The organism is Streptomyces sp. NPDC048584 (genome assembly GCF_043199595.1).
In the GTDB taxonomy this organism is placed as follows: Bacteria; Actinomycetota; Actinomycetes; order Streptomycetales; family Streptomycetaceae; genus Streptomyces; species Streptomyces edwardsiae.
This window is the reverse complement of the sequence record NZ_JBICWF010000025.1, coordinates 17,420-29,256: the sequence shown is the minus strand read 5'-3', so window position 1 is coordinate 29,256 and position 11,837 is coordinate 17,420. Positions and strand designations below refer to the sequence as shown.

10 protein-coding genes are annotated in these 11,837 nt (G+C 72.3%); 8 read left to right on the top strand and 2 right to left on the bottom strand.

All coding sequences use genetic code 11. The features are described 5' to 3' along the window. Positions 1-293: 293 nt before the first annotated feature. Both ACGFR9_RS34730 and ACGFR9_RS34725 read left to right on the top strand, forming a co-directional pair. The gene (locus ACGFR9_RS34730; RefSeq protein ID WP_393216854.1) at positions 294-1,550 is read left to right on the top strand and encodes a sensor histidine kinase; all 1,257 of its coding nucleotides are present in this window, start codon (positions 294-296) and stop codon (positions 1,548-1,550) included. After that, positions 1,538-2,197, top strand: coding sequence for a response regulator (locus ACGFR9_RS34725; protein WP_393216821.1), 660 nt, complete (start codon positions 1,538-1,540; stop codon positions 2,195-2,197). The genes ACGFR9_RS34730 and ACGFR9_RS34725 overlap by 13 nt, the downstream gene beginning before the upstream one ends. 32 nt (positions 2,198-2,229) lie before the next feature. Here the strand turns inward: ACGFR9_RS34725 and ACGFR9_RS34720 are convergent, their stop codons facing one another. Beyond that, complete coding sequence (locus tag ACGFR9_RS34720) at positions 2,230-2,880, bottom strand: FMN-dependent NADH-azoreductase (protein WP_393216819.1); 651 nt, start codon at positions 2,878-2,880, stop codon at positions 2,230-2,232. Positions 2,881-3,011: 131 nt separating this feature from the next. Between ACGFR9_RS34720 and ACGFR9_RS34715 the strand changes: the two genes are divergently transcribed. Continuing rightward, positions 3,012-3,383, top strand: coding sequence for a winged helix-turn-helix transcriptional regulator (locus ACGFR9_RS34715; protein ID WP_393216817.1), 372 nt, complete (start codon positions 3,012-3,014; stop codon positions 3,381-3,383). Positions 3,384-3,401: 18 nt separating this feature from the next. Here ACGFR9_RS34715 and ACGFR9_RS34710 read toward each other — a convergent pair whose 3' ends face one another. Further along, positions 3,402-3,947, bottom strand: coding sequence for a DoxX family protein (locus ACGFR9_RS34710; RefSeq protein WP_393216815.1), 546 nt, complete (start codon positions 3,945-3,947; stop codon positions 3,402-3,404). Positions 3,948-4,071: 124 nt separating this feature from the next. Between ACGFR9_RS34710 and ACGFR9_RS34705 the strand changes: the two genes are divergently transcribed. The 5 genes from ACGFR9_RS34705 (at position 4,072) to ACGFR9_RS34685 (ending at position 11,708) form a co-directional block, all read left to right on the top strand. After that, a complete protein-coding gene (locus ACGFR9_RS34705; protein WP_393216813.1) occupies positions 4,072-4,398 on the top strand; it encodes a nuclear transport factor 2 family protein in 327 nt (108 codons plus the stop codon). Positions 4,399-5,147: 749 nt separating this feature from the next. Then, on the top strand, positions 5,148-6,356 hold the full coding sequence (locus ACGFR9_RS34700; protein WP_393216811.1) for a S8 family serine peptidase: 1,209 nt from the start codon (positions 5,148-5,150) through the stop codon (positions 6,354-6,356). A 161-nt stretch (positions 6,357-6,517) separates the two neighbouring features. Continuing rightward, a complete protein-coding gene (locus ACGFR9_RS34695; protein ID WP_393216810.1) occupies positions 6,518-9,892 on the top strand; it encodes a pyruvate carboxylase in 3,375 nt (1,124 codons plus the stop codon). A gap of 214 nt (positions 9,893-10,106) precedes the next feature. Next, positions 10,107-10,919, top strand: a complete 813-nt coding sequence (locus ACGFR9_RS34690) for an SAM-dependent methyltransferase (RefSeq protein WP_393216808.1) — start codon at positions 10,107-10,109, stop codon at positions 10,917-10,919. Positions 10,920-10,964: 45 nt separating this feature from the next. Next, on the top strand, positions 10,965-11,708 hold the full coding sequence (locus ACGFR9_RS34685) for a class I SAM-dependent methyltransferase (RefSeq protein ID WP_393216806.1): 744 nt from the start codon (positions 10,965-10,967) through the stop codon (positions 11,706-11,708). The last annotated feature ends 129 nt before the right edge of the window (positions 11,709-11,837 follow it).

Here is an 11,837-nt window from a genome sequence, read left to right as displayed (position 1 = left end):
GCATCCGGGCCGGTGTGGGGAGGGCTGCGGCGCCGCTTTCGGTCCGGTGGGGGTTCGGGCAGCGCCCGGGCGTGGGTGGGTGGGTCGGGGGTGTCCGTCCCCGGACCGGCGTGACTGTGCCGACCGGATCGGGGCGGGGCGTCGACGCGCCGGCCACTGCGGGCGGCCACCCCCGCCCCGCCCCCTTCCCGCCGTACGCGACCGCACCCGGCACGTACCACCGACCGGACGGCCCAACAGGACGCAGGCCCGGGTGGCCTATTCTCCCCGACTGGGAGGAGGTACGGACGGTGATGACTCACGACGAGGCGTCCGGCGGTCGCACGGGCACCGCTTCCGCTCGCGCCCGAGCCGCCCTGGACGCCCTGGAACACCTCCTGGCCGGCATGGGGACCGCCCTGCTCGCCCTGCTCGCCGCACTGTGGCTGGCCCTGACCACCGTCGCCTGCCTGGCCGGCGTAGGCCTCTTGCTGCTCCCCTCCGCCCTGCACGCGACCAGAGCCGTCGCCGACCGCGAGCGAACCCGCCTCTCCCGCTGGGGCCCGCAACTCATCAGCCCCCCGGATCCCCCGCCGGGACCGCGTGCCGCCCTCTCCGACCGCGCCGTACGCCGCGAGATCCGCTGGGTCTGCGCCCACGCCCTCTTCGGCCTCCTCCTGGGCCTGATCGGCGCCACCCTCCCCCTCAGCGCGGCACACGACATCACCTTCCCCCTGTACTGGCGCTTCCTCCCGGAGAGCGAGGCCACCGCCGCCCTGGGCTGGTGGACCGTACGCGACTGGCCCGGCGCCCTCGCCGTCACCCTGTCCGGCGTGCTCATCGTCGCCGCCATCATGTTCTGCGCCCCCGCACTCGCGAGGCTCCAGGCATGGCCGGGACGACGCCTGCTCGCCCCCGACCCCGGAACCGACCTCGTCCTGCGGGTCGCCGAACTCACCGCCACCCGCGCCGCCGCGCTCGACGCCCACGCCACCGAACTCCGTCGCGTCGAACGCGCGCTGCACGACGGCACACAGAACCGGATCGTCGCCGTCACCGTGCTGCTCGGCGCCGCCCGCCGCGCCCTCACCCGCAATCCCGGCGAGGCCGACGCCGTACTCGAGCGTGCCCAGGAGGCCGCCGAACAGGCACTGGCCGAACTGCGGGCGGTCGTCCGCAGCATCCTTCCGCCGGTCCTCGCCGACCGCAGCCTGCCCGACGCCCTCACCGCCCTGGCCGCCGACTGCCCGGTGCCCTGCGGCATCGACACCGACGTGCCCGGCCGCTGCCCGGCGTCGGTGGAGGCGACAGCGTACTTCGTGGTCGCCGAGGCCCTCAGCAACATCGCCAAACACAGCGGCGCCCGGGAGGCCGGTGTCGTCGTACGCCGCCTCGACGACCGGCTGTACGTGGAGATCCACGACGACGGCCACGGCGGAGCCGACGAACGGAACGGATCCGGGCTCACCGGCATCCGCCACCGCACCGAGGCGCACGACGGAACACTGGAACTGGCCAGCCCGCCCGGCGGCCCCACCACCCTGAAGGTGACCCTGCCATGCGGATCGTGATCGCCGAGGACGACGCCCTGCTGCGCGAGGGGCTCGCCCTGCTGCTGCGCGCCGAGTCCCTGGACGTGGTGGCCACGGCCGGGGACGCCGACGCCTTCCTGGACGCCGTGGACGCGGAAGATCCGGACGTCGCCATCGTCGACGTCCGGATGCCGCCCACCCACACCGACGAGGGGATCACCGCCGCCGTGGAGGCCCGCCGACGCCGGCCCGGCCTCGCCGTCCTGGTCCTGTCCGCCTACGTGGAGCAGGCGTTCGCCACCGAGCTGCTCGCCCAGGGCAGCGCCCGGCTCGGCTATCTGCTGAAGGAACGGGTCGGCCGGGTCGAGGAGTTCCTCGACGCCCTGCACCGGGTGGTGCGGGGAGGTACCGCCATCGATCCCGAGGTGGTCGCCCAGCTGCTCACCCGCAGCCGCCCGGACGCCCGGCTGGGACGGCTCAGCCCGCGCGAACGGGACGTGCTGGCGCTGATGGCCGAGGGGCTGGGCAACGGGGCCATCGCCGAACGGCTCGTCGTCAGCGACGGTGCCGTCCACAAGCACATCCGCAGCATCTTCGCCAAGCTCGACCTGGCGCCCACCGACCGCACCGACCGCCGGGTGGCCGCGGTGCTGCACTACCTGGAGGACGCCCGGCACCGTGCCTGACCCGGCACCGGGCGCCGCCGGGCGCCGCCGGGTTACGCCGCCAGCCGCTCGGCGAGGGTCTTGGCCTTGACGGTCGCGTCCTGGTGCGCGCGCTCGCGGGAGCTCTCGAAGAGCGGGACCAGCTCGGCCATCGCCGGAACCTGCGGGGCCATGGTCAGCTCCGGGACGATGAAGTCGGCCTCGAGACCGAGCATGTCGCCCAGCACCGCGCTCAGATAGTTCTGTACGTACTCGTAGCCCTCGCGCGGGGTGCCCGGCGCGTAGGAGCCGCCCCGGCTGGCGACCACGGTGACCGGGGTGCCCTTGACGGAGGGGCTGTCACCCGCGGTGCGGCCCACCAGGATCACGTTGTCCAGCCACGCCTTGAGCGTCGAGGGGATCGTGAAGTTGTACATCGGGGCGCCGATCAGCACGGCGTCCGCCGCCTCCAGCTCCTCGATCAGCTTCAGGCGTTCGGCGAAGACCGCGGCCTGCTCGGGAGTGTGGGTGGAGGGGTCCGCGAAGCCCGCCGTGTGGGCGTCGGCGGTGAGGTGCGGAACGGGGTCCGTGGCGAGGTCGCGGTAGATCACCGTGCCCTCGGGGTGCTGCTCCTCCCAGGCCTTGCGGAAGGTCTCCGCCACGGCGCGGGACGCGGAACCGGCCGCCGGGAAGACGGAGGAGTCGATGTGCAGAAGGGTGGCCATCTGGGGCTTTCTCCCATGGGTGAAGGGGCGGAGACGCCATCGCGCCGTCGCTAAGAATTCGTACTCAACTATGAATAACACAGGTGCTTACTTTTTTTCATCCCCTTGCACGGGGGTAGTACCCTGAGGGCATGGCGGTCGAGCAGGTGCACGAGGCAGAGGCATGCAAGCGCGTGGACGGTGGCATCACGCGTGTCTTCCAGCTGCTGGGAAAGCGCTGGACGGGGCCGATCGTGGCCGTGCTGGTGGAACAGCCGGCGTACTTCGCCGATCTGCGCCGGGCCGTCCCGGGCATCAGTGAGCGCATGCTCTCCGACCGGCTCACCGAACTGGGCGCCGCCGGACTCCTGGTCCGTGAGGTCGACGAGGGACCGCCGCTGCGCGTCTCCTACCGGCTGACCGAGTCGGGCGCGGCGCTGGGACCGGCACTCCAGGAACTCGGCAGGTGGGCCGAGACACACCTGCCCGACGGCGAGGCATGCAAGGGCCCGACGGGCTGCTGAGCCCGACGGCGCGCCGCACTACTCCTCGAACAACGCCTCCTGCTCGCCCTCCCTGGCCTTCCGCAGCCGTCTGACCCGCGCGCCGACCGCCATGGTCGTGGCCGCCGCGGCCGCCGCGAAGGCCACCGGGACCATCCAGCTCCGGTTGACCGCGTGGCCGAGGGCGTGGTCCAGGGAGAGCCGGCCGGGGCCGGTGACGGCGAGCCCGGCGGCCGTCAGGCCCAGGGACGCGGCGTACTCGAAGCCGCCCTCCTGGTTGAAGAAGCCGTTGGGCGCGTGTACGGCGGACGCGCCCGCCATCGCACCGGCCGCCGCCGCGCCCGCCGCCGGGGTGGCGAGACCGAGCGCGAGCAGCACACCCCCGCCGGCCTCGGCGAGACCCGCCGCCGTGGCACTGGCCCGGCCGGGCACATAGCCGAGGGACTCCATGAACTGGCCCGTGCCCTCGATGCCGCCACCGCCGAACCAGCCGAACAGCTTCTGCGCGCCGTGCGCCGCGAGCACCCCGCCCGTCCCGAGGCGGAGCAGCAGCAGTCCCAGATCACGTCGGTCGTCACAGGTCACGTCGTCTCCCGGAGCGATGGCTTCGTCCCACCGTCCCACCCCCGGCACGGGCCCGGCGCGCCACCGGTTGCCGTTCGGGTGACGCGGGTGGCGCGGTCCGGCGGCCGGTACGACGCTGGCGGACATGACGATTCAGAGCACCCGCCTCAGCGACCCCGCCGTCCGCGCCTTCGTCCTGGCCGTCAACAACCACGACCGGGAGGGCTTCCTGGCGCTTCTCACGCCGGACGCCACCATGGCGGACGACGGCGACGAGCGTGACCTCGCCGACTGGATCGACCGGGAGATCTTCTCCTCACACGGCCATATGGAGGTCGACAACGAGTCCGCCGCCGGCCGCCGTCTCCTCGCCCGCTACTCCAACGACACCTGGGGCGAGATGCGCACCCGCTGGAACTTCACCGTCGACGACGACGGCCGCATCTCCCACTTCGAAACGGGCCAGGCCTGAGCCGGCCGCCCCCCTCCGCGAGCACCCGCCCCGCACACCTCAGCCCCCTCCCGGCTCCTCCAGCCGGTGATACCCCCACCCCACCCCCCTCCGCATCCGGCCGTGACCGCCCCCCTCCGCATCCGGCCGTGACCGCCCACCCCCTCCGCATCCGGCCGTGACCGCCCACCCCCTCCGCATCCGGCCACGACCACACGCCCCGCGCCGCGCGGCCAGCCGCGACCACATGCCCCGCCTCGCGCGGGCGGTGATGCCGCCATCCCACCGCCTCCGCGGGCAGTCGTGCCGCTGGGGCGGCACGGGTGGGCGCGACGGCACCCCGCAAGCGCCGGGCCGCGCGAACGCCCCCCGGCCCACACCCGCGCGCGGCACCCCGTAAGCGCCGGCCCCCGAGCCCCACACCCGCGCGGGGCACCCGCAAGCGCCGGCCCGCGCAACCCACCCACGCCGCAGCACCCCGCACACGCCCCACCGCCCCAAACTCCCACCCCGTGAGGGTCGGGTGAGGGGATGGTCACCAATCCCGCCCAGCCCCTGGTTGGCGCTTCAAGCACCCCGTTCAGCTCGGCTTTCGCCCGTTGGTTGGCTCCGGCATGGGCGGACGTTGTGCAGATCCGCCGCCGCGCCGGACCGGACCCGGTGCACCACCCATTGATCTGACCGCGACAAGTGGCCACTCTTCTCGTCAGCCTCCCCGCGACCCCGCGCCGGAGGTCAACCCCCCACATCCGACGAGGAGATCCCTCTTCATGACGCATCAGATGCGTACCGTCGCACTGAAGGTCACCGCCGCCGCGTGCGCGGTCTCGGCCGCCATGCTCGGAGCGCCGTCCGCCCACGCCGCCGAGCCCGCACAAGGCACCGTCCTCGGCCTGAACGCCGAAGGCACCGTGGCCGGCAGCTACATCGTCCTGCTCGACGAGAAGACGCGGACGAAGACGGCGTCCGCCGAAAAGAAGGACCTGGCCGAGGAGTACGGCGGCACACTCAGCCGCTCCTACGACGCGGCCCTCGACGGCTTCGCCGCCACCGGCCTCTCCGCGACCGAGGCGAAGCGCCTCGCCGCGGACCCGGCCGTCGGCGCCGTCGTCGCCAACCGCACCTTCCACACCACCGCCACCCAGGACGACCCCCCGTCCTGGGGCCTCGACCGCGTCGACCAGGAGGACACCGCCGGCGACAGCAAGTACACCTACCCGGACCAGGCCGGCGAGGGCGTCACCGCCTACGTCATCGACACCGGCGTACGCGTCACGCACCAGGACTTCGAGGGCCGGGCGAGCCACGGCTACGACGCCGTCGACAACGACGACACCGCGGACGACGGCAACGGCCACGGGACGCACGTCGCAGCCACCGTCGCCGGCGCGGCGCACGGCATCGCCAAGAAGGCCGATGTCGTGGCCGTCAGAGTCCTGGACGACAACGGCTCCGGCACCACCGAGCAGGTCATCGCCGGCATCGACTGGGTCACCGAGAACCACAAGGGACCCTCCGTCGCCAACATGAGCCTGGGCGGCGGCGCCGACCCGGCCCTCGACGCGGCGGTCCAGAAGGCCATCGCCTCCGGGGTCATCTTCGCCGTCGCGGCCGGCAACGAGTCCGCCGAAGCCGGACAGGGCTCACCGGCCCGCGTACCGGAGGCCATCACCGTCGCCTCCAGCACCAAGGACGACGCCCAGTCCGACTTCTCCAACTTCGGCACGGCCGTGGACCTGTACGCGCCCGGCTCCGACATCACCTCGGCCTGGAACGAGAGCGACACGGGCACGAAGACCATATCCGGCACCTCCATGGCCTCCCCCCACGTGGCCGGCGCGGCCGCCGTGTATCTGGCCGGCCACCCCGACGCCGACCCGGCGGCCGTGGCGACGGCACTGACCGGCGCGGCCACCGCCGACAGGATCGGCAACCCGGGCAGCGGCACACCGAACAAGCTGCTGAGGGTCACCGAGTAGGACGCGGCCGGCACGCATGAGGGGCCACGGAGAGGAAAGTTCCTCTCCGTGGCCCCTCACCACATGGCCGGGCCGGCGGTGAGTGGCCCGGCTCACATGGCGTACCGGACCTGCCACCGACACGATGGTCTTTCGTCACCGGCAGGCTGAAGGGATCGAGAATGTTCCGCAAGGTGCTGGTCGCCAACCGCGGCGAGATCGCGATCAGGGCGTTCCGCGCGGGCTACGAACTGGGCGCCCGAACCGTCGCCGTCTTCCCGCACGAGGACCGCAACTCCCTGCACCGCCTGAAGGCCGACGAGGCGTACGAGATCGGCGAGCCGGGACATCCGGTGCGGGCCTACCTCTCCGTCGAGGAGATCGTCAGCGCCGCCCGCCGCGCGGGTGCCGACGCCGTCTACCCGGGCTACGGATTCCTGTCCGAGAATCCCGAGCTGGCCCGGGCGTGCGAGGAGGCCGGCATCACCTTCGTCGGACCCGGCGCCGACATCCTGGAGCTGACCGGTAACAAGGCGCGCGCCGTGGCCGCCGCCCGCGAGGCGGGCGTACCGGTGCTCGGCTCCTCGGCGCCCTCCACGGACGTCGACGAACTCGTGGCCGCCGCCGACGGCGTCGGTTTCCCCGTGTTCGTCAAGGCCGTCGCGGGCGGCGGCGGGCGCGGCATGCGCCGCGTCGAGGAGCCCGCCCAGCTCAGGGAGGCCATCGAGGCGGCGTCCCGGGAGGCGGCCTCCGCGTTCGGTGACCCCACCGTGTTCCTGGAGAAGGCCGTCGTCGAACCCCGCCACATCGAGGTGCAGATCCTCGCCGACGGACAGGGCGACGTCATTCACCTGTTCGAGCGGGACTGCTCGGTGCAGCGCCGCCACCAGAAGGTGATCGAACTCGCGCCCGCACCCAACCTCGACCCCGGACTGCGCGACCGCATCTGCGCCGACGCCGTGAACTTCGCCCGCCGGATCGGCTACCGCAACGCCGGCACGGTGGAGTTCCTCCTCGACCGGGACGGCAACCACGTCTTCATCGAGATGAACCCGCGCATCCAGGTCGAGCACACCGTCACCGAGGAGGTCACCGACGTCGACCTGGTGCAGGCACAGCTGCGCATCGCCTCCGGCGAGACCCTCGCCGACCTCGGCCTCTCCCAGGAGACGATCACCCTGCGCGGCGCCGCGCTCCAGTGCCGTATCACCACCGAGGACCCCGCCAACGGCTTCCGCCCGGACACCGGCCGGATCAGCGCCTACCGCTCGCCCGGCGGCTCCGGCATCCGCCTCGACGGCGGAACCACCCACGCCGGTACGGAGATCAGCGCCCACTTCGACTCCATGCTGGTGAAACTCACCTGCCGGGGCCGGGACTTCGGCGCCGCGGTCGGCCGGGCCCGGCGCGCGGTGGCCGAGTTCCGCATCCGCGGCGTCGCCACCAACATCCCCTTCCTGCAAGCGGTCCTGGACGACCCGGACTTCCAGGCCGGACACGTCACCACGTCGTTCATCGAGCGGCGCCCGGAACTGCTCACCGCCCGGCACTCCGCCGACCGAGGCACCAAACTGCTCACCTACCTCGCCGACGTCACGGTGAACAAGCCGCACGGCGAACGGCCCCAGCTGATCGACCCGTTGACCAAGCTGCCCGCACCGCCCGACGGGGAACCGCCGGCCGGTTCCCGGCAGCGGCTCGCCGAACTCGGTCCGGCCGGCTTCGCCGGCTGGCTGCGCGCCTCGCCGACCATCGGCGTCACCGACACCACGTTCCGCGACGCACACCAGTCGCTGCTCGCCACCCGGGTCCGCACCAAGGACCTCCTCGCCGTCGCCCCGGTCGTGGCGCGCACGCTGCCCGAGCTGCTCTCCCTGGAGTGCTGGGGCGGCGCCACGTACGACGTCGCGCTGCGTTTCCTCGCCGAGGACCCGTGGGAGCGCCTGGCGGCCCTGAGGGAGGCCGTGCCCAACATCTGCCTCCAGATGCTGCTGCGCGGTCGCAACACCGTCGGCTACACCCCGTACCCCACCGAGGTGACCGACGCCTTCGTCCAGGAGGCGGCGGCGACCGGGATCGACATCTTCCGCATCTTCGACGCGCTCAACGACGTCTCCCAGATGCGGCCCGCCATCGACGCCGTGCGCGAGACCGGTACCGCCGTCGCAGAGGTGGCCCTGTGCTACACCGCCGACCTCTCCGACCCGGCCGAGCGGCTCTACACCCTGGACTACTACCTGCGCCTGGCCGAGCAGATCGTAGAGGCCGGCGCCCACGTCCTGGCAGTCAAGGACATGGCGGGCCTGCTGCGGGCGCCCGCGGCGGCGACGCTGGTGTCGGCGCTGCGCCGGGAGTTCGACCTGCCGGTCCACCTGCACACCCACGACACCGCGGGCGGCCAGCTGGCCACCTACCTCGCCGCGGTCCAGGCCGGCGCGGACGCGGTCGACGGGGCCGTGGCCTCCATGGCGGGCACCACCTCACAGCCGTCCCTCTCGGCGATCGTGGCCGCCACCGACCACTCCGAGCGCCCCACCGGCCTCGACCTCCAGGCCGTCGGCGACCTGGAGCCGTACTGGGAGAGCGTCCGCAAGGTCTACGCCCCCTTCGAGGCGGGCCTCGCCTCGCCGACCGGACGCGTCTACCACCACGAGATCCCCGGCGGACAGCTCTCCAACCTGCGTACCCAGGCCATCGCCCTCGGTCTCGGCGACCGCTTCGAGGACATCGAGGCCATGTACGCCGCCGCCGACCGGATGCTCGGGCATCTGGTGAAGGTGACCCCCTCGTCGAAGGTGGTCGGCGACCTCGCGCTGCACCTGGTGGGCGCGGGCGTGGCCCCCGAGGACTTCGAGCGGGAGCCGGACCGGTTCGACATCCCCGACTCCGTGATCGGCTTCCTGCGCGGCGAGCTGGGCACACCCCCCGGGGGCTGGCCCGAGCCCTTCCGCGGCAAGGCCCTGCGAGGGCGTGCCGAGCCCAAGCCCGTGCAGGAGCTGAGCGCCGAGGACCGGGCCGGACTGGCGAAGGACCGCCGGCCGACGCTCAACCGGCTGCTCTTCCCCGGCCCCACACGGGAGTTCGACACACACCGCCAGTCCTTCGGTGACACCAGCGTCCTGGACAGCAAGGACTTCTTCTACGGGCTGCGGCCCGGCACGGAGTACGGCGTCGACCTCGACCCCGGTGTGCGGCTGCTCATCGAGCTGCAGGCGGTGGGGGAGGCGGACGAGCGGGGGATGCGGACGGTGATGTCCTCCCTGAACGGTCAGCTGCGGCCGATCCAGGTCCGTGACCGGTCGGCGGCGTCGGACGTGCCGGTCACGGAGAAGGCGGACCGCGCGAACGCCGGGCATGTCGCGGCGCCTTTCGCGGGCGTGGTGACGCTCGCTGTCGCCGAGGGGGACGAGGTGGCGGCCGGGGCGACGGTGGCGACGATCGAGGCGATGAAGATGGAGGCGGCGATCACGGCGCCGAAGTCCGGGACGGTCGCGCGACTCGCGATCAACAGGATCCAGCAGGTGGAGGGCGGCGACCTGCTGGTGGAACTCAGCTGAGGGCTCCCCGCGCCGCTCAGGGGCGCGGGGCTGTGCCGATAGCGGCTCCGCCGCGTGGGCGCGAAGGGGCTCTGGGGGCGGGGCCCCCAGGGACGGGACGGGAAGGGGCGGCGGGGGCGCATCCGGTCCGGCGAACAAGCCTGCGCCGACGACCTGTGGGACCGTAGATTATGCGTTGGCCAGAACAGCCCACGATTGACTACGGACGGTAAAAATGACCGACCCCGCCGCGGCGCCCGGATCAGCGCAGCAGAAGATCGACACCTCGGTGCCGCACTCCGCCCGGATCTGGAACTACTGGCTGGGAGGGAAGGACAACTACCCCGTCGACGAGGAGGCCGGCGACGCCTACACCGCCGTCTTCCCCGGCATCGTCACCATCGCCCGCAGCAGCCGCGCCTTCCTGCGCCGCAACATCACCTTCCTGGCCGGCGAGGCCGGCATACGGCAGTTCCTGGACGTCGGCACCGGCCTGCCGACCGCCGACAACACCCACCAGGTCGCCCAGCGCCTCGCCCCCGACTCCCGGATCGTCTACGTCGACAACGACCCGATGGTCCTGGCCCACGCCCGCGCCCTGCTCTACTCCACCCAGGAGGGCGCGACCGCGTACATCGACGCCGACATCCTCGACCCGGACCGCATCCTCGAGGCCGCCGCCGAGACGCTGGACTTCAAGCGGCCCACCGCCCTGATCCTCAGTAACATCCTGGGGCACATCTCCGACTACGACCAGGCGCGTTCCATCGCCACCCGGCTGATGGCCGCCCTGCCGTCCGGCAGCTACCTGTCCGTCAACGACGGCTCACGTGGCGTCGACCCCGTCTTCGAGCGGGCCCAGGACGCCTACAACGACAGCGGCGCCGTCCCCTACAACCTGCGCACCGTCGACCAGATCACCGCGTACTTCGAGGGCCTGGAACTGCTCGAGCCGGGTGTCGTCCCGGTCCCGCTGTGGCGCCCGGACGGCGACACGCCCACGCCGGAGGTCATCGCCGAGCACGGGGGACTCGCCCGCAAGCCGTAGGTTATTCGGTGGACAACGCCGGTGCGGACGACCAGCGTTGGCCCGATGGACCAAGAGGAGATCTGGGACGCCGACGCCGCCCGGAGCTATGACACCCCCGGCACCGGAATGTTCGCCCCCGAGGTACTGGGACCGACCGTGGACCGTCTCGCCCTGCTCGCCCGGGGCGGGGCGGCGCTCGAGTTCGCCATCGGCACCGGCAGGGTGGCCGTCCCACTCGCCGAACGCGGAGTCCCCGTCACCGGGATCGAGTTGTCCCGGCCGATGGTCGAGCGACTGCGCACCAAGGCCGACGAGACCACCATCCCCGTGATCATGGGTGACATGGCGACCACCGCCGCACCGGGGGAGTACACCCTCGTCTATCTCGTCTTCAACACCATCGCCAATCTGCTCACCCAGGCCGAGCAGGTCGCGTGCTTCCGCAACGCGGCCCGCCATCTCGGCCCCGGCGGGCGGTTCGTGATCGAACTGTGGGTGCCCGAACTGCGCAGGCTGCCGCCGGGAGCGCCGGCCACGGTCGGCCTGTCCGAGCCCGGATACATCCTCCTCGACACCTACGACACCCTCGAACAGCACGTCGTCTCGCACCACTTCCACTTCGACGGCACCAAGCAGGCCGAGCTCTTCCGTACCCCGCACCGCTACATCTGGCCGGCCGAACTCGACCTCATGGCCCAACTGGCCGGATTCGAGCGGGAATCCAGGCATGCCGACTGGGACGGCGCAGAGTTCACCGCCGACTCGCGCTCCCACGTCTCGGTCTACCGCCTCCCGGTCTCGCCGTAACCGCACCGCCGTCCCGACGCCGCCTCATTACATCGATGAAGACTGCCCACCGGAAGGACTTTGAACTCATCGAGTACAAAGTCTGGACGGGTTGAGCAGAAGTCTCCTAGCGTGTCGCCGCAACCGTTG